At 58.4% G+C, this 17,961-nt stretch carries 14 protein-coding genes; 10 read left to right on the forward strand and 4 right to left on the reverse strand.

From position 1 onward, the window contains the following. Window positions 1-29 precede the first annotated feature (29 nt). Window positions 30-596, reverse strand: a complete 567-nt coding sequence (locus J3349_RS13235; RefSeq protein ID WP_158395893.1) for a chromate transporter — start codon at window positions 594-596, stop codon at window positions 30-32. A 1-nt stretch (window position 597) separates the two neighbouring features. After that, on the reverse strand, window positions 598-1,188 hold the full coding sequence (locus J3349_RS13240; protein WP_207677731.1) for a chromate transporter: 591 nt from the start codon (window positions 1,186-1,188) through the stop codon (window positions 598-600). Window positions 1,189-1,336: 148 nt separating this feature from the next. On the opposite strand from J3349_RS13240, the gene J3349_RS13245 reads away from it, so the two are divergent. From J3349_RS13245 to J3349_RS13285, 9 genes are all read left to right on the forward strand, one after another. After that, window positions 1,337-3,097 (forward strand): tyrosine-protein phosphatase, encoded by a 1,761-nt coding sequence (locus tag J3349_RS13245; RefSeq protein ID WP_158402953.1) that lies wholly within the window; start codon window positions 1,337-1,339, stop codon window positions 3,095-3,097. Between the two features lie 332 nt (window positions 3,098-3,429). Continuing rightward, window positions 3,430-5,001, forward strand: coding sequence for a ribonuclease Y (rny, locus tag J3349_RS13250; RefSeq protein ID WP_207677732.1), 1,572 nt, complete (start codon window positions 3,430-3,432; stop codon window positions 4,999-5,001). Between the two features lie 237 nt (window positions 5,002-5,238). Continuing rightward, window positions 5,239-6,570, forward strand: a complete 1,332-nt coding sequence (locus tag J3349_RS13255) for a dicarboxylate/amino acid:cation symporter (protein WP_207677733.1) — start codon at window positions 5,239-5,241, stop codon at window positions 6,568-6,570. Between the two features lie 437 nt (window positions 6,571-7,007). Next, window positions 7,008-8,711 (forward strand): peptide ABC transporter substrate-binding protein, encoded by a 1,704-nt coding sequence (locus J3349_RS13260; protein ID WP_207677734.1) that lies wholly within the window; start codon window positions 7,008-7,010, stop codon window positions 8,709-8,711. Window positions 8,712-8,840: 129 nt separating this feature from the next. Beyond that, complete coding sequence (locus tag J3349_RS13265) at window positions 8,841-9,776, forward strand: ABC transporter permease (protein ID WP_207677735.1); 936 nt, start codon at window positions 8,841-8,843, stop codon at window positions 9,774-9,776. A 1-nt stretch (window position 9,777) separates the two neighbouring features. Continuing rightward, window positions 9,778-10,881 carry an ABC transporter permease gene (locus J3349_RS13270; protein WP_149795104.1) on the forward strand — a complete coding sequence of 368 codons (1,104 nt, stop codon included), beginning with the start codon at window positions 9,778-9,780 and terminating at the stop codon, window positions 10,879-10,881. Window positions 10,882-10,894: 13 nt separating this feature from the next. Continuing rightward, complete coding sequence (locus J3349_RS13275; protein WP_015565959.1) at window positions 10,895-11,992, forward strand: ABC transporter ATP-binding protein; 1,098 nt, start codon at window positions 10,895-10,897, stop codon at window positions 11,990-11,992. Continuing rightward, window positions 11,993-12,925 carry an ATP-binding cassette domain-containing protein gene (locus tag J3349_RS13280; protein WP_207677736.1) on the forward strand — a complete coding sequence of 311 codons (933 nt, stop codon included), beginning with the start codon at window positions 11,993-11,995 and terminating at the stop codon, window positions 12,923-12,925. A gap of 178 nt (window positions 12,926-13,103) precedes the next feature. After that, window positions 13,104-14,060: a calcium/sodium antiporter gene (locus J3349_RS13285; RefSeq protein ID WP_158395911.1), complete on the forward strand. Its 957-nt coding sequence runs from the start codon at window positions 13,104-13,106 to the stop codon at window positions 14,058-14,060. A 164-nt stretch (window positions 14,061-14,224) separates the two neighbouring features. Here J3349_RS13285 and J3349_RS13290 read toward each other — a convergent pair whose 3' ends face one another. Then, window positions 14,225-14,824: a hypothetical protein gene (locus J3349_RS13290; RefSeq protein WP_207677737.1), complete on the reverse strand. Its 600-nt coding sequence runs from the start codon at window positions 14,822-14,824 to the stop codon at window positions 14,225-14,227. A 269-nt stretch (window positions 14,825-15,093) separates the two neighbouring features. Further along, window positions 15,094-15,852: a type I 3-dehydroquinate dehydratase gene (aroD, locus tag J3349_RS13295; protein ID WP_207677738.1), complete on the reverse strand. Its 759-nt coding sequence runs from the start codon at window positions 15,850-15,852 to the stop codon at window positions 15,094-15,096. A gap of 209 nt (window positions 15,853-16,061) precedes the next feature. Here aroD and J3349_RS13300 point away from each other — a divergent pair, with 209 nt between their 5' ends. Then, window positions 16,062-17,711 (forward strand): acetolactate synthase large subunit, encoded by a 1,650-nt coding sequence (locus J3349_RS13300; RefSeq protein ID WP_207677739.1) that lies wholly within the window; start codon window positions 16,062-16,064, stop codon window positions 17,709-17,711. Window positions 17,712-17,961 lie beyond the last annotated feature (250 nt).

Here is a 17,961-nt window from a genome sequence, read left to right on the forward strand (position 1 = left end):
TCGGAGAAAAGCTCAGATGCCGTTCTTTTTTATTGGTATAAAAGTGCGCCCAGCACTGCCGAGAGCAGGATCATCCCGATGGGCGAAGGGGCCTTGCCTCTGGCTTTCTGCCAGATGAGCCGCACCCCGGCCAGAATTGCAAGGATGCCAATGCCCCGCCATGCGGGCGAGGGCGTTTCAGCGGCGGTGGAGATGCCCAGCAGAGTGCTCAGCCCCATGGTGAAGGCTGTGGAGAGGATGAGGGCCACGACGCAGGGCCGGACGCCGGAGAGGAAAGCTTCGACCCCGGCGTACTTGAGCAGGTCGTGGATGAGGGCCGCGATGAGCAGGATGATGAAAAAGGACGGCAGAACGACGCCCAGCGTGGCGCAGAACGCCCCCAGCACCCCGCCCTGCGACGCGCCGATGAAGGTAGCCATGTTGACGGCCAGCGGGCCGGGTGTGGACTCCGACACCGCGATGAAGCTCAAAAACTCGGCCTCAGAGAGCCAGCCGTTGAGCAGGACTTTCTCCCGGATGAGGGAGATCATGCCGTAGCCGCCGCCGAAGGAGACGGCACCGATCTCCAGAAAAGTGAGGAATAATTTCAGAAACATCTTACTTCCCTTCCTTTCTGCGGCCGATGAGCCATGCAGCCACGCCTGCCGCACCGCTGAGAAGGATGAGCAGGATGGACGAGACGCTGACACCGGCCAGCGAGAGGCCCACCATCACCAGCATGACGGCGGCGAGAACGCCAGTGGCAAAGGGCGACTTGTCCAGCGCTTTGAGCATCCGCACGCCTGCCGAGAAGATGAGGTAGATGACGCAGACCTGAATGCCCTTGAAGGCGTTGGCGATGACGGTGAGCTGGGTGAACTGCTCGAAAAACAGCGAGATGGCGTAGATGATGAGGAAGGACGGCAGGCAGACAGCTACCGTGGCCGTAGCCGCGCCGGGGACTCCGGCCAGCTTGTAGCCGAGGTAGGTGGCGCTGTTGATGGCCACCGGTCCGGGGGTGGATTCTGCAATGGCGGCCATGTCGAGGAATTCGTCTTTGTCCAGCCATTTGCGGCGCTGGATGAACTCTTCTTCCAGCAGGGCAATCATGGCGTAGCCGCCGCCGAAGGTGAACAGACCGATTTTGAAAAAGGTGAAAAACAGCGTCCCGAGGCTTTTGGCCTCCTGTGCTGGAGTGTTATGTTTCATGGGCAGAGCCTCCTTTCTTTTATCTTACACGCGGGAAAGCACGGCGTCAATAGCGGAGAAAAAGCGGGATTTTGCTTCCAGCGGCTTTACAATCCGGCCAAAAGGCGGTATTCTTTACCCATACCACTCTAAGATTCAGGAGGAAACGATGGACATCCGCCAGCTGCATTATTTTCTGGTCCTCTGCGAGGAGATGAACTACACCCGCGCGGCCCAGCGCCTGTTTTTATCCCGACAGGCTCTGCGTCAGAGCATCTCGGCCCTCGAGGCTGAACTGTGCGGGCCGCTCTTCCTCAGCGCCCACCACAAGCTCAGCCTCACCGACCGGGGCGTGAGCCTGCAGCGCCATGCCGCGCCGGTGGTGGAGCAGTTCCAGCAGATGCAGGCGGCGCTCCACGCCGAGATACAGTCGGCCCAGCCGGTGCGCATCGGCATCAGCGTCTCGCTGGTGCCGGACTATCTGCCTGGCCTTGAGACCCAGCTGGACAAGTTCCGCCAGCAGTACCCCCACATCGAGATGCGGTTCCGCCTGCTGGACAACGACGCCGTGGCCGAGGGCGTGGAGCAGGGCGAGCTGGATGCGGGCCTTGTGATGGACCTGGGCTGTGCCGCACCGGTGCTGGCCCGCACCACCCTGCGGGCCGACCCGGCCTGTCTGCTGGTGCCGCGCGGCCACCCCTTCTGGGAAAAGGAGAGTGTGCCGCTGGCCGAGCTGCGGAACCAGAGGGTCCTTCTGCCCAGTCTGCGGCAAGACCTGTTCGCCCCGCTGTGGGAGGCCTGCGCCCGGGCGGGCTTTGCGCCCAACGCTGAGATAGGCCCCAGCTTTTATCAGGCGTACTACCTCGTGCAGGAGCAGCTCTGCACCTGCCTGACCCGGTACGAGCCGGGCGCGCGGCGGGAGCTGGACCGGGTGCGGGATGTCCTGCTGGAAGACCTGCCGCCCCTCTGCGTCTCACTTTTGCAGCGGCGCGACCATGCTTCGGCTTATATCGACCTGCTGCGCAGCTACCTGATGGAGGTGCTGGGCGGTGCGGTCAGTCTGCCGCCCCGGCGCGGACGGTCGGCGAAGCCCTTCTATAACCTGCCTGTCCTGTCCAGCGCGGCGGCAAAGCCCGCCGTGGTACATCCTGCCCCCGGCACTCAGCTGCCCTTTGAGGGCGGACACAACTTCCGCGAGCTGGGCGGCTACGAGGCCGATGAGGGCAAGCACATCAAGTGGGGCCAGATCTACCGGGGCATCCCAACGTGGAAACTCACCAGCGAGGCTGACCGGAAGCTGCTGGATTCTCTGGGCCTGCGCCTCATCCTCGATCTGCGCAGCGAGGCCGAAGCTGCCGAGACGCCCGACTACGTGCCGGACGGCGCGCGGCTGGTGCGCATCTGCGGTCTCTGCCTCGAGAACGGCAAAGAGGTGGACTTTTCGCCCGAAGACCGGGAGAATCTGCTGAAGGGAATGCCCGACGAGGGCCGTCGGATGGCGGACGCCATGTACGAGCGGATGCTCTTCGGCAACAAGGCGTACAAGGAGCTGTTCCGTGCGCTGGAAGCCGGTGAGACGCCGGTGCTTTTCCACTGCTCGGCGGGCAAAGACCGCACCGGCGTGGCCGCCATGCTCATCCTGCTGGCGCTGGGCGCGTCGGACAAGACCATCGCCGAAGATTTTGAGAAGACGAACATCTGGCGCAGGCCGGAGCTGGAAGCCGTCTGGGCCGAGCACGCTGAGGAGATCGCCGCTGACCCTGCCCGGAAGGACTTCTACCTCGGCGTGTTCGGCGTCCACCCGGAGTCTGCTCCCTTCGTGCTGAGCATCATCCGGGAGCGCTATGGCAGTGCCGACGCCTATCTGGAAGCCGAATACGGCCTCACGCCGGCCCGCCTGATGCGCCTGCGCCGGATGTATCTCGAATAAATAAAAAAATAATTTCCGCTTTCGGCCTTACTTCTCCTTGACATTGTGCAAAATGTTTCGTAATATAAGAAGTAGTATGGAATCTAAGACGCTGCAGGCGGAACATTCCGCGACCAGATATTTCAATGGGGCTTCATCTGCCCGTTTTTATAAGCACATCTTGTAAATCGAAAAGCTGCACCAGACCTACCGCACAGGAAGATTTTTCTCTGCGTCTGTTCTTGTTGGCCTCTTTTGCGTTGAAAATTTGATTGATGTCTGGCCCGCGTTCGGCCGCACAGCGTCTCCTGCCTGTTAAAGCAAAATTTGACTGTTAAGGAGAGTGAAGAACAATGACCGTGATCGGAGTGATCGTGGCATTGATCGTTGCTGTCGCTGCCGCAGCTGCGGGCTATTTTATTGGTTACAACAACCGTAAAAAGACCGCAGAGGCCCAGATCGGCAGCGCCGAGGCCGAGGCGACCCGGCTGGTGAACGAAGCGATCAAGACCGCCGACCAGAAGCGCAAGGAAGCCATTCTGGAAGCAAAGGATGAGGCTTTCCGCCTGAAAGCCGAGGTCGATGCCCAGAAGGCAGAGGCCGATAAAGAGATCAAGCAGCGCCGTGCGGAGATCAGCCGCCAGGAGAACCGCATCGACCAGAAGGAAACTGCCCTCGACCGCAAGACCGAGGCTCTGGAAAAGCGCGAGGAAGAGCTGAAAAAGAAGCACGAGGAGGCCGAGGCCCATCTGGCCGAGGTCGATGCCCTGCGCGCCAAGGAGATGGAGCGTCTGGAAACGCTGGCCGGCCTGAGCCAGGAGGACGCCCGCGAAGTGCTGCTGCACAAGGTGGACGAGGAGCTGACCCACGAGAAGGCCATCCGCGTCGCCGCCTACGAGACCGATTTGAAGGAGAACTGCGACGGCATCGCCCGCAACCTCATCGGCCAGGCCATCAGCCGCTGTGCTGCTGACCACTGCAGCGAGACCACCGTCAGCGTCGTCCCGCTGCCCAGCGACGAGATGAAGGGCCGCATCATCGGCCGTGAGGGCCGCAATATCCGCGCCCTTGAGACGGCCACCGGCGTTGACCTTATCATTGATGATACCCCGGAGGCCATTACCCTGTCCTCCTTCGACCAGACCCGCCGCGAGGTGGCCCGCATGACGCTGGAGCGCCTTATCGGCGATGGCCGCATCCACCCCGCCCGCATCGAGGAGACGGTGGAAAAGTGCCGCCACGACCTCGAGCTGCAGATGAAGCGGGAGGGCGAGCGCGCTGTTATGGAGCTGGGCATCCACGGCCTGCACCCCGACCTCATCAAGCTCATCGGCCGCCTGAAGTACCGCACCAGCTTTGGCCAGAACGCTCTGACCCACAGCATGGAAGTGGCCTGGCTGGCTGGCCTGCTGGCAGGCGAGATGGGTGTGAACGTCACGCTGGCACGCCGTGCCGGTCTGCTGCATGACATCGGCAAGGCTCTTGACCATGAGATCGAGGGCAGCCATGTCCAGATCGGTGTGGACATCTGCCGCAAGTACAAGGAAAATACCCAGATCATCCACGCTATCGAGGCCCATCACGGCGATGTGGAGCCCAAGACTCCGCTGGCCTTCATCATTCAGGCCTGCGACGCCATCAGCGCTGCCCGTCCGGGCGCCCGCCGCGAGAATGTCGAGAGCTATGTGAAGCGTCTGGAGAATCTGGAGGAGATCTCTTCCAGCTTTGAGGGCGTCGAGCAGGCATTCGCCGTGCAGGCTGGCCGCGAAGTGCGCATCATGGTCAAGCCCGACGTCATCAGCGACGATCAGGTCATCCTGCTGGCCCGCTCCATCGCAAAGAAGATCGAGGACACGCTGGATTACCCCGGCCAGATCAAGGTCAATGTCATCCGCGAGAGCCGTGCCGTCGAGTACGCAAAATAAAATATCGAAAGATAGCAAGAGCCGCTGTGCGTATGCACGGCGGCTCTTTTGGCATCTGGTTCAAAATTTTTTCATAATTCACTTGACAACAGGGTTTGTATGTAGTATACTCCACAGCAACCGAACAAACATACATACAAAGTAGGTTTGTGCAAAATGGGAGGAACATCATGAGAGAGCGAATGTGTTGACAGACAAAAACGACATCACACTCAAAAATAAAGGAGAATCCGTTTTATGTCTGTAGAAATTCTGGATCTGGCCGCACTGGCTCTGACTGCCGTATTTTTTGCCCTGCTGTACTACCTGCACAGGAAAAAGCACGTTGACTTCGGCGTGCGCACCATTCTGGCTGTGGGCCTCGGCCTCATTGTGGGCCTCGTGTTCAAGGGCCACCACACCTATGTCGCCGCTGTGGGTACCATCTATGCCCACGTCGTTTCGGCTGTGGTCATCCCGCTGCTGATCTTCAGCATCATTTCCAGCATCACCAATCTGGGCAATTCCGTCCGCCTGAAGAACATCGGCCTCAAGACTGTTTTCTTCCTCGTCCTGAACACCTTCTTCGCCAGCCTCATCACCCTGATCGCTGGTGTCGTGACCAACATCGGCCACGGTGTGAAGTATGAGCTGGCCACCGACTACACCGCCAAGGAAGTCCCTACCTTTGTGGACACGGTTATCAGCCTCTTCCCCCAGAACCTCGCTTCCCACTGGGCAAACGGCGAGGTGGTGCCTATCGTGGTCTTCTGCATTCTGGTCGCCATCAGCTACAACAAGATAGCCGCCAAGAAGCCCGAAGAGGTCGCCCCTTTCAAGAAGTTTATCGACGCCGGTGACGTTGTGATGGGCCGCGTGGTCAGCTATGTCATCTCCTTCACTCCGTATGCCGTCCTGTCCCTCATCGCCCGTGCCGTCAGCCGCTCTTCTCCGGCCGACCTCGTCCCCCTGCTGAGCGTTCTGGTGCTGGCTTATGTCCTCTGCGCGATTCAGGCCTTCGTGGTCGAGGGCGCGCTCATCAAGATCGTCGGCAAGCTGGATCCTGTCCAGTTCTTCAAGGGCGTCTGGCCCGCCGGCACTGTCGCCTTCACTTCTCAGAGCAGCGTGGGTACCATCCCCGTCACGGTCAACCAGCTGACCAAGAAGCTGGGCGTCAACGAGGACATCGCCGCCTTTGGTGCAAGTCTGGGTGCAAACCTCGGTATGCCGGGCTGCGCCGGTGTCTGGCCCACCCTGCTGGCTGTCTTTACCATCCACCTGCTGGGCATTGATTACACCCCGGTGCAGTACGCCTTCCTCGTTGTGCTGGCTGTGGTCGTCTCCATCGGTACCGTCGGCGTGCCTGGCACGGCCACCATCACTGCTACCGCTCTGTTTGCTGCTGCCGGTCTGCCGGTGGAAGCCATCATCCTGCTTTCGCCCATTTCCAGCATTGCTGATATGGCTCGTACTGCTACCAACGTCGTCGGCGCTGCCGCCGCTACCACCCTTGTGGCTGCCACCGAAGGCCAGCTGGACAAGGCTGTGTACAATGGCAAGGTCGAAGCACCTGCTGCCGAGGCAGTCTGAGCACTTTTCAAAGTGCTTTTGAGACAAAACTTCAGGCACATAAAGTAAAATAAAGCCCGGACAGCCCGCTATGCCGAGAAAGCATAATGGGTTGTTTTCTTTATAAAAGAAAGATACAGCACGAAACTGTACGCGGCAAAAGCACAAGTAATACTTATTTCACCTGAACTGTACTTCATATGAATACACATCAAGGGCAAAACTATACAAAATTCAAATCAAAATTTTGGTGTGCAGTTGGGCAAACTACAGAAATCGTTGGGTCGAGGAGATAAATTTGGCAAAAAGTCTTTTCTTTCGGCGGTGGACGATGTATAATGCGGCCAAGGCACAAGGGTGTGCAGAAAGCTCCAGAGGGGGAGCGGAACACCTTGTGCATTTTTCAGAAACAGTCGCTTTAATGCGTTAAAGCGGTGTTAGAGAGGGGAAAAGATATTATGAGATTCGATCGTCGTATTTCGCGCCGCAGCTTTCTGGCAGCAGCAGGCGTATCCGCAGCAGCTCTGGCCCTGACGGCCTGCGGAGGCTCCAGCTCCACGGCAGCGTCTACCGCTGCCTCCACCGGTGCTTCCAGCGCAGCTGGCACTGCCGCAGGCGGCACCCTGAACATCATGCTGGAGACTGAGGTCCAGTCTCTGGACCCGCAGATCGCCACCGACGGCACCTCCTTTGAGGTCATCGCCGACTACACCGACGGTCTGATGCAGATGGACGCCGACGGCGCAGCTGTTCCGGCCCTCGCCGAGACCTACGACATCAGCGAGGACGGTAAGACTTATACCTTCCACCTGCGCGATGCAAAGTGGTCCAACGGTGACGCCGTCACTGCAGCCGACTTCGTGTTCGGCTGGCAGCGTGCTGTTGACCCCGCCAATGCTTCCGAGTATTCCTATATGCTGTCTGACATCGGCCAGGTGGTCAACGCCGCAGAGATCATTGCCGGTGAGAAGCCCGTCACGGATCTGGGCGTGACCGCAGTGGATGACAAGACCCTCGAAGTTCAGCTGAACGTCCCTGTCAGCTACTTCCTGAGCCTGATGTACTTCCCCACCTTCTACCCTGTCAACGAGGCGTTCTTCAACACCTGCAAGGATACCTTCGGCACCAGCCCCGACACCGTCCTGTCCAACGGTGCATTCATCATGACCGACTACCAGCCCGCTGCTACCGCATTCGAGCTGACCAAGAACCCCGACTACTACGACGCTGCAAACATCGCTCTGGATGGTCTGGCCTATCAGGTCATCAAGGACAGCCAGCAGGCTCTGATGAGCTTCCAGACCGGCGCACTGGATCTGACCCTGCTGAACGGCGAGCAGGTGGACCAGGTAAAGGACGACCCCCAGTTTACCAGCGTGGGCGCCGGCTACCTGTGGTACATCAGCCCCAACATCGATGCGGTGCCTGAACTGGCAAACGAGAACCTGCGCAAGGCTATGACCTTTGCTCTGGACCGCGACGCCATCACCGGCGATGTCCTGAAGGACGGCTCTGCTCCCTGCTACACCGCCGTGCCTCCTCAGTTCGCCACCGGCCCGGACGGCAGCGATTTCAGCGCCGACCAGACCAAGTTTGCTGATTCCTGCGCATTCGATGCAGCCAAGGCAGCCGAGTATTACGAGACCGCCAAGAGCGAGCTGGGCAAGGACAGCTTCTCCTTCGACATGATCGTTGATGCCGACGATGCACCTCAGAAGGTGGCACAGGTCGTCAAGGAGCAGCTCGAGACCACTCTCCCCGGCCTGACCGTGAACCTGACCGTCGAGCCCAAGAAGCAGCGCGTGCAGGATATGCAGGACGGCAACTTCCAGCTGGGCCTGACCCGCTGGGGTCCCGACTACGCTGACCCCATGACCTATCTGGGTATGTGGGTCACCGGCAACTCCAACAACTACGGTCTGTGGAGCGACGCCGAGTTTGACTCCATCATCGAGGAATGCACCACCGGCGACCTCTGCACCGATCCCGAGGGCCGCTGGGCAGCTCTGTACGATGCAGAAGCCATCGTTCTGGAGCAGGCAGTCATCTTCCCGCTGTACGGCCAGTGCAATGCCGAGATGATCTCCAGCGCCGTTACCGGCGTGGATTTCCACCCGGTGGCTCTGAACCGTGTGTACAAGCGGGCTGCAAAGAACGCTTAAAGAAAAAACGCTGAACAAAGGCCGCACAGTGGCCCGCAAAAGCCACTGTGCGCCTTTTTGGCATTGTACCTGTCCGCGGCCCGCGCACGACTGACTGCGGACAGGAAAACCAAAGGGGGTTCACCTGACGTGAAAAAATATACGCTCAAGCGTATCCTCACCTCGCTGTTTACGCTGCTGGCCATCCTGCTGGTGCTGTTCATCCTGATGCAGCTGATGCCCGGCTCGCCCTTCAACGACGAAAAGCTGACAGCCGATATGAGAGCCGCGCTCTATGCAAAATACGGCCTTGACCAGCCGATCTACATCCAGTTCTTCCGCTACGTAGGCAATATGCTCCGGGGCGATCTGGGTGTGAGCTACAACATCTCCAAAAATACGCCCATCTCCCAGCTCATCCAGTCCCGCCTGCCCATCTCGATTCAAATCGGCGGCATGGCTGTTATGCTGGGCGCTTTGGTGGGCCTTGTGCTGGGCATTGTGGCTGCCCTCAAGCGGGATACCATTTTTGATACCATTGCCACCGTTATCTCGGTCATCGGCGTGTCGGTGCCGTCCTACGTTTTCGCACTGGCCCTGAGCTACACCTTCGGCTTCAAGCTCCGCTGGTTCCCGATGCTGTTCTCCGCCAAGGATGTCTTAGGTTCGAGTGTCCTGCCCAGCGTGTCGCTGTCCATGTTCACCATGGCATCCATCGCCCGCTTCACCCGAAGCGAGATGATAGAAGTCCTCGACTCTGACTATATGCTGCTGGCCGAGAGCAAGGGCATCTCCGGCCCGGCGCTGATCTTCCGCCACGCCCTGCGCAATGCGCTCATTCCTATTATTACGGTTTTGGCCCCGCTCATCGTTGATTTGATGACCGGCTCGCTGGTGGTCGAGAAAATTTTCGCCATCCCCGGCGTGGGCAGCCTGCTGGTGACGGCCATCCAGTCCAACGACTACAACGTGGTCATTGGTCTGAGCTTCATCTACAGCGCCATGTACATTGGCATCATGCTGGTCGTTGACCTGCTGTACGGCATCATCGACCCGCGCATCCGTCTGGCAAAGGGGGACGACTGATATGGCAGAAAAAGCGATTCGACTGGGCGGCGAAAGCACCGCCGCAGCCATCACGCAGGCCGTGCAGGAACTGTACCCTGAGCACAAGTTCACCGAGGCAGAGTTTGCCCGGAAGGACAACGCGGCTGAAATCGCGGTGGATACCAACTTCGCGGCCCAGAGCTTCTGGAAAGACGTCCGCATCCGCTTCTTCCGCAAGAAGAGCGCCGTGCTGGGCCTCGTGATGATCATGATCATCCTGCTGCTGGCCATCTTTGGCCCGGGAATGAATGCTTATACTTATTCCGGCCAGGATCTGAGCCAGAAGAATTTTGCGCCTCGTGTCCCCGGCATCGAGCAGTTCGGCATTCTGGACGGCAGCGAGAAGATGAGCACGACCACCGGTACGAAGATCGTCAACAACTATGTCGAAAAAGGCAAGGATGACGTCTACTACTGGTTCGGCAGCGACCTCTATGGCCGCGACATCTGGACCCGTACCTGGGAAGGCGCCCGCGTCTCCCTTATCATCGCCGTGGCGGCTGCCGTCATTGATATGGTCATCGGTATGAGCTACGGCCTCATCTCGGGCTACTTCGGCGGCAAGGTGGATATGCTGATGCAACGCTTTCTTGAAGTTGCCAACGGCATCCCCCGTCTGGTCATCGTTACGCTGCTGCTTCTGGTGCTGCAGCCCGGCATGATCACCATCATCTTCGCTCTGATGCTGACCGAGTGGGTGGGCATGAGCCGCATCGCCCGCGCTGAGATGCTCAAGCTGAAGGACCAGGAATTCGTTCTGGCTTCCCGCACTCTGGGTGCCGGCAGCTTCTTCATTATCTTTAAGGAAGTACTGCCCAACATCATCGGACCCATCATCACTCAGGTCATGTTCAGCATCCCCACCGCGATCTTTACCGAGGCATTCCTTTCCTTCGTGGGTCTGGGCATCCCGGTGCCGCAGTGCTCGCTGGGTTCCCTGATCAGTGAGCTGTACAACAGCTTCACCACCCATCCCTATCAGATCATCCCGCCCATCGTGGTCATGAGCCTGCTGATGCTCAGCTTCAACCTGCTGGCCGACGGCCTGCGCGAGGCACTTGACCCCAAGATGAAGAGTATGTAAGGAGGCGCACAACATGCCTGATACGAAAAGAGAACAGGTCTTGTCGGTGCGAGACCTTGATATTACCTTTAAGACGACGGCTGGCCCCGTCCACGCCATCCGCGGCGTGAACATCGACCTGTACAAGGGCGAGACGGTGGCGCTGGTGGGTGAGTCTGGTTCCGGTAAGTCTGTCACCATGAAGGCGGCCATGGGCATTCTTGCCCAGAACGCCAAGGTGAACAGCGGCAGCATCCAGTTCAGCTACCATCACGCCGACGGCAGCCCTGAAACCGTCGATCTGCTGCAAAAAGATAAAAAGTGGATCCGCCGCCACATCAACGGCAAGCGCATCGCCATGGTCTTTCAGGACCCCATGACCAGCCTTGACCCCACCATGACCATCGGCAAGCAGATCATGGAAGGGATGCTCTGGCACTTCAAGATGCCCAAGGCTGAGGCATATCAGAAGGCCCTCAAGCTACTGGAAGAAGTCGGTATCACTGACGCCGAAAAGCGGATGAAGAGCTACCCGCACCAGCTGTCCGGCGGTATGCGTCAGCGCGTGGTCATCGCCATCGCGCTGTCCTGCGACCCGGACCTGCTCATCTGCGATGAGCCCACCACCGCACTGGATGTGACCATTCAGGCAAAGATCCTCGAGCTCATCCGCAGCATCCAGAAGGAGCGCGGCATTTCGGTCATCTACATCACCCATGACCTCGGCGTCGTGGCAAAGGTGGCCGATTATGTCGATGTCATGTACGCGGGCAAGATCGTGGAGACCGGCACCATCGACGAGATCTTCTACGACCCGCGCCACCCCTACACCTGGGGTCTGCTGTCGGCCATGCCCGACCTCGATACCGCCGACGAGCGTTTGTACACCATCCCCGGTTCGCCGCCGAACCTGCTGCATGAGAAGGCCGGCGACGCCTTCGCGCCCCGCAACAAGTACGCGCTGGAGATCGACGACGAGATCGACCCGCCCATGTTCAAGATCAGCGACACCCACTTCGCAGCTACCTGGCTGCTGGACCCCCGCGCTCCCAAGGTGGAGATGCCGCCTGAGCTGAAAGACCGTGTGGCCCGTATGAGCGCAGAAGCAAAAAAGATAGAGGAGGCGGAGTAAATGGCAGCACAGAGCGCTACCCCTCTTCTGAAGGTCGAGGGACTGAAACAGTATTTCAAGGTGAACAAGAACTTCACCGTCAAGGCCGTGGACGATGTCAGCTTTGAAATTTATCCCGGCGAGACGTACGGTCTGGTGGGTGAGTCCGGCTCGGGCAAATCCACCATTGGCCGCAGCATCATCCGGCTGTATGATCCCACCGCAGGCAAAATCACCTTCGACGGGCAGGACATCAGCGGACGTCTGTCTCACGCCCAGAACAACACCCTGCGCACCCAGATGCAGATGATATTCCAGGACCCGATGGCGTCCCTGAACCCCCGCAAGAAGGTGGAGGACATCATCGGCGAGGGTCTGGACATCCACCATATGTACAAGACCCAGGACGAGCGTCGCGAAAAGGTGGAGAAAATTCTGGAGAAGGTCGGCCTTGCGCCCGAGCACGCTGAGCGTTATCCCCACCAGTTCTCCGGCGGTCAGCGCCAGCGCGTCGGCATCGCCCGCGCCCTCATCATGAACCCGAAGCTCATCATCGCCGACGAGTGCATCTCGGCACTGGACGTGTCGATCCAGGCACAGGTCGTCAACCTGATGAAGGACATCCAGCAGGAGACCGGCACGGCCTATCTGTTTATCGCACACGACCTGTCCATGGTCAAGTACATCTCCGACCGTATCGGTGTGCTCCATCTGGGCCACCTGCTGGAAACGGGTACCACGGAAGAAATTTTTGCAAATCCCATTCATCCCTACACCCGGAGCCTGCTGTCGGCTATCCCGCTGCCGAACCCGGTGGTGGAAAAGCGCCGCGTGGCCGAGACTTACGACTATGCCACTTCCGGCATCGACTACAGCAAAGGCACCAGCCACCTCGTCAGCGGCAGCCACTACGTCAAGTGTACCGATGAAGAGTTTGCAAAGTGGTGTAAATAAGCTTTTAAGCTCCCCTTCGGGGGAGCTTTTTATGTTTCTGGCTACCTTATATAGGATAGGGGTAAAATATTTCTAACGGACGTTGTATTCCACACGGAAATTTGGTATCATATACAATATGGCTTTTGTTATGTGATGCGGCGCGATTTGCGCCCGGAGAGATATTGGGAGGAACGATATGATAATCCCCGGCATCCTGTTTCTTTTGGGATTGCTCTGCCTTATCAAGGGCGGTGACTGGTTCGTGGACGGCGCATCGGCGCTGGCCCGCCGATTCCATCTGCCGGAGCTGCTCATCGGCGCAACGGTGGTGTCTATCGGCACTACCCTGCCCGAGGTGATGGTGTCCACCATCTCGGCAGTGTCCGGCCACGGCGAGATCTCCTACGGCAACGCCATCGGCTCTGTCATCTGCAACGCGGCCCTCATCGCGGCCATTACGGTGGCCGTGCGGCCCGGCAAGGTGGATCCGAAGACCCTGCGTGTGCCGGTGGCTTTCTTCTTTGCGGCTGCGGCCATCTACTGCGTGGCAGCTTACGGCATGGGCCGCTTTACCCGTCCGATGGGCCTGCTGATGCTGGGGATGTTCGTGGCCTATATGGCGGCGAATGTCTGGCAGATGAAAAATGCCCCGGCAGAGCCGGAGCATGAGGAAGAGCCGATGGGCATCGGAAAAATCGTCCTGCTGCTGGTGGTGGGCGCAGCCCTCATCGCGCTGGGCGCGAACCTGCTGGTGGACAACGGCACCATCATCGCGCAGGCGATGGGCGTGCCGGAATCGGTCATCGCGCTGACCTTCGTGGCGCTGGGTACCTCGCTGCCTGAGCTGGTCACGGCCATTACTTCGCTGATGAAGGGCCACAGCGACCTCTCGCTGGGCAATGTCGTGGGTGCGAATGTCTTCAACCTCGTGCTGGTCAGCGGCATGTCGGTGACACTGGCACCGTTTGAAATCCCTCAGAGTGCGACCCTGTTCGGTATCAACTCGAGTCTGGTGCTCGAGCTGCCCGTGATGCTGCTGGTGATGGTGCTGTTGACCATCCCGGCGCTGGTGCGTGGAAAGCTCTCCCGTGTGCAGGGTGTGGCGCTGCTCTGTATCTATGCCGCATTCTGCGCAGTGCAGTTTACAATGTAAAACTGCGCAAATCGACAAAAAGCAATCTTTTCTCTGTTAACAAGCGTTGGCAGGATCCTTTATTATAAGAGTATAATGGTTCGCCCAATAGGGCGGACAGAGAAAATGACCGCCGCGGAGCAGGAGACCGCAGCGGTCATTTTTGCTTATCTTGAAAAATGTTGTCAGGAAACGAACACTGCCACGACGAGCGCCTGACCGCCGATGACGCCGACGGCAAAGCCGGATCTCTGGCAGTCGTAAGGCTGATAAGAATCCGACGAAACCAGAAGATTCCGATTGTCGATGAGCTTTCCAGCAACGGGGCCAAACTCTACATCTTCTTTCAGGACGCCGTCCTCCAGAATGTCGGCAGAGAGGAAGGAATAACTGACCCAGTAAGTTTCGCTGGGCGAGGGAGAAATTCTGCTCAGAACAGCGTCGGCACAATTCGCGCGGCAATATTCATCTTCGGGATTTTCGGCTAAAAACTCGACCGCTTTGTTGATGTCGCCGCCGGAGTTCTGCGCAAGATACAGAAATACTGTCTCAGCAGCAGAGTCACTGCCCTGTATAAAATGGTTGGAGATCTGGACGCGGTGGAAATACTCCTGATTCAGAGCAGAAAGAAGCTGCGTCTTTCCCTGAGAGCTGTCATCCGGGGGAATGTCTGGCGGCTGGACAAACTGTCCTGTTCCTACCCCGATCTGACAGCTGCAGAGCAGAAGCAGGAGACTGAGAACAGCTCCACAAATAAAACTGCATCGTCTGACACACTGCATCATGGTGGGACCTCCTGCCGGCATGGCACAATTTCGCTGAGATGGAGCAGAAACGATGAAATACAACTCGCTGCAGCGCTTTTCATCTTTTATGACACAATGATATGATTTCAACGACAGAATGTCAATGTCTTTGCAGAAACTCGCAAAAATCTGGAAAAATAGCCAATGTGGGCTGTTGAAATTTGACGTATCAGACAATTTTTGGAAAATGAAAAACAGCCCCGACTAAAAAGCGGGGCTGCTGCAATTACTGGGGAATATTGAACTTTTTACTCGAGGCTCAAGCTGTCCAGTACTTCATTCACTACATCCAGCGCCACCTGTCCGGGTGCGCTGGCCTGCCCGGGGTTGGCGAAGGTCATGGCAGAGCCGAACGTCTCACCGCACAGGCGGCTCACTGCACCCAGCGCACCCATGCTCATGGTGATGACGGGCGTTTCGGGGTGCTGCTCTGCCATCTCTGCTGTGGCGGCCAGCAATTCGAGGACGTCAGATGGAGAGTTCGGCATCACAGCCAGTTTGGGCAGGTCGGCTCCGGTCTGCTGCATGGCGGTCAGGCGTGTGACCATCTCCGTCCGGGACGGCGTTTTGTGGAAATCATGGCTGGAACAAACCACTGCGACACCGGCCTTGTGCGCCTGCCCGATGAGGGCCGGAAGTTCTTCTTGATTCGGGAAGAACTCGACGTCAAGCAGATCGGCACAGCCGCTGACACAGACTGTGCCGCAGAAATCAGCGTATTGCTGCGGCGTCAGGGAGGTTTCTCCACCCTCTGCTTTGGTACGGAAGGTCACGAGCAGGAGCTTTTCGCCCAGCGCTGCTCGCAGACCGGACAGCACCCGCTTCAGTGCGGCAGCATCCAGAGCATCAGAAAACCAGTCGGCCCGCCACTCGATGCAGTCAGCTTTCAGCGCGGACAGCCGCCTGGCCTCACGGAGAATATCGTCCTCTGTGCGGGCGACGATGGGCAGGATGACTTTCGGACGGCCTGCGCCGATGCAGCAGCCGCGGATGGTGACGCTGGACATGATAACTACCTCACTGCAAAAAAGATACTTTCATCATACGGCCTGTCCCGCCGCTTGTCAAGCCTGCCGGAGCAAAAACCGAAAGCAAGTCGTTTTTTGTGGAAATTTGCACTTGCGGGATGGCCGAAAATCGTTTACAATAAGCGCAGCAAAGGCAGCGTGGCCCGCATGGGGCTGCGCTGCCTTTTTCGTTTTGGGAGGGAAAGAAGATGAAGGAAATGAAAACGACTGCGCAGGTGCTGGTGGACTGTCTGGAAGCTGAGGGCGTCGATGTGATGTTTGGCATTCCGGGCGAAGAGACGCTGGATCTGATGTTTGCGATTCGAGACAGCAAGATACGCTTCATCCCGGTGCGCCACGAGCAGGGTGCGGCTTTTATGGCGGATGTCTATGGCCGTCTGACCGGCCGGGCCGGCGTCTGCCTGTCCACCCTTGGCCCCGGTGCTACCAACCTTGTCACCGGTGTGGCGGATGCTTATCTGGACGGTGCGCCGCTGGTGGCCATCACCGGACAGGTCGGCACCGACCGGATGCAGCTCACCAGCCACCAGTACCTTGACCTGACCGCAATGTTTGAGCCTATCACCAAGCGCTCGAAGCAGATCATCCGCCCCGACACGGTGGGCGAAATCGTGCGGCTGGCCTTCAAGCACGCCGAAAAGGGCAAGCCGGGCGCGACCCATATCGACCTGCCCCAGAATATCGCAAAAATGCCCGCCGACGCTGTGCCGCTCAAGCGCCAGCAGATGCATGAGGTCTATTCCGACCCGACCCACATTGCAGCGGCAGGAAAAATCATCAGTGAGGCAAAAAATCCGGTCATCCTTGCAGGTGCAGGTGCCGTGCGCGGCCATGCCGCCGCTGCTGTCACCGAGCTGGCTGACCGTCTGCACATCCCGGTGGTCAATACCATGATGGCCAAGGGCATCATCCCGATGGACGACAAATACAGCCTCTGGACCATCGGCATCCCGCAGAAAGACTATGTCAACCAGCTCTTCGATCGGGCGGATGTGGTCATCGCGATCGGTTACGACATCGTGGAGTGCGCACCGGCCAAGTGGGGCGCACGGGAGAATATGACCATCGTCCACATCGACAGCGCCCCCGCCGATGTCAACAAGCGGTATCAGCCTGCTGTGGAAGTGGTGGGCAACATTTCAGAAAGTCTGTATGAGATACTGCGCTGCGCCCACCGCACCGGTGAGCCGGAATTTGCACTGGCTCTCCGCCAGACGATGGTGGCAGAGCATGAGGCAATGGCGGCGGACGACAGCTGCCCCATGAAGCCGGCACGCATCCTCGCCGATGTCCGTAAGGTCATGGGCCGCGACGACATTGTGGTCAGCGATGTGGGCGCCCATAAGATGTGGATCGCCCGCCACTACGACTGCTATGAGCCCAACACCTGCCTCATCTCCAACGGCTTCGCCAGCATGGGCTTCTCCATCCCGGGTGCGTTCGCGGCAAAACTTCTCTATCCGGAGAAGAAGGTGCTGGCGGTCTGCGGCGACGGCGGATTCATGATGAACAGTCAGGAGCTGGAAACAGCGGTGCGGGAGCATGTGCCTTTTGTGACCCTCATCTGGGAGGACTCCAGCTACGGTCTCATCAAGTGGAAGGAGCAGGAGCAGTTCGGCGGTGAGCACTGCTATGTGGACTTCTCGAACCCCGATTTCAAGCTGCTGGCAGAGGCTATGCGCTGCAAGGGCTATCGCGTCGAGAAGGCAGAGGAACTTATCCCCACGCTGGAAGAGGCTTTCAAACAGGATGTCCCCAGTGTCATCGTGGTGCCGGTAGACTATAGCGAGAATATGAAGCTTACGGAACACCTCAAACAGGTGTATGCCCAGAAGTAACTATTATATATAAGAGAGAGCATCCGTTTGCCCGGTGAAGGCAGCAGATGCTCTTCTTATTATATATAGTGCAACGCCTCCTCCCACTGGGAGGAGCCGCACGCCGCAGGTGTGCTGAGTCGGTGTCAAAGCAGGGACTGATTTCAAGCAAAAAACTAGCGGATGTATACAAAAGCGAAAAAAGAGCAAAAAACTTGTAAAAAAGGCTTGCAAAGTGGCCCGGCATATGGTATTATACTTGAGCGCCAAG

The organism is Faecalibacterium sp. Marseille-P9590 (assembly GCF_017377665.1).
In the GTDB taxonomy this organism is placed as follows: domain Bacteria; phylum Bacillota; class Clostridia; order Oscillospirales; family Ruminococcaceae; genus Faecalibacterium.

Coding starts and splice junctions, on each gene's coding strand:
- J3349_RS13260 (WP_207677734.1), top strand. CDS start 7,008: ATGAGATTCGATCGTCGTATTTCGCGCCGCAGCTTTCTGGCAGCAGCA.
- J3349_RS13285 (WP_158395911.1), top strand. CDS start 13,104: ATGATAATCCCCGGCATCCTGTTTCTTTTGGGATTGCTCTGCCTTATC.
- J3349_RS13245 (WP_158402953.1), top strand. CDS start 1,337: ATGGACATCCGCCAGCTGCATTATTTTCTGGTCCTCTGCGAGGAGATG.
- J3349_RS13270 (WP_149795104.1), top strand. CDS start 9,778: ATGGCAGAAAAAGCGATTCGACTGGGCGGCGAAAGCACCGCCGCAGCC.
- J3349_RS13275 (WP_015565959.1), top strand. CDS start 10,895: ATGCCTGATACGAAAAGAGAACAGGTCTTGTCGGTGCGAGACCTTGAT.
- J3349_RS13235 (WP_158395893.1), bottom strand. CDS start 596: ATGTTTCTGAAATTATTCCTCACTTTTCTGGAGATCGGTGCCGTCTCC.
- J3349_RS13240 (WP_207677731.1), bottom strand. CDS start 1,188: ATGAAACATAACACTCCAGCACAGGAGGCCAAAAGCCTCGGGACGCTG.
- J3349_RS13290 (WP_207677737.1), bottom strand. CDS start 14,824: ATGATGCAGTGTGTCAGACGATGCAGTTTTATTTGTGGAGCTGTTCTC.
- J3349_RS13280 (WP_207677736.1), top strand. CDS start 11,993: ATGGCAGCACAGAGCGCTACCCCTCTTCTGAAGGTCGAGGGACTGAAA.
- rny (WP_207677732.1), top strand. CDS start 3,430: ATGACCGTGATCGGAGTGATCGTGGCATTGATCGTTGCTGTCGCTGCC.
- J3349_RS13255 (WP_207677733.1), top strand. CDS start 5,239: ATGTCTGTAGAAATTCTGGATCTGGCCGCACTGGCTCTGACTGCCGTA.
- aroD (WP_207677738.1), bottom strand. CDS start 15,852: ATGTCCAGCGTCACCATCCGCGGCTGCTGCATCGGCGCAGGCCGTCCG.
- J3349_RS13300 (WP_207677739.1), top strand. CDS start 16,062: ATGAAGGAAATGAAAACGACTGCGCAGGTGCTGGTGGACTGTCTGGAA.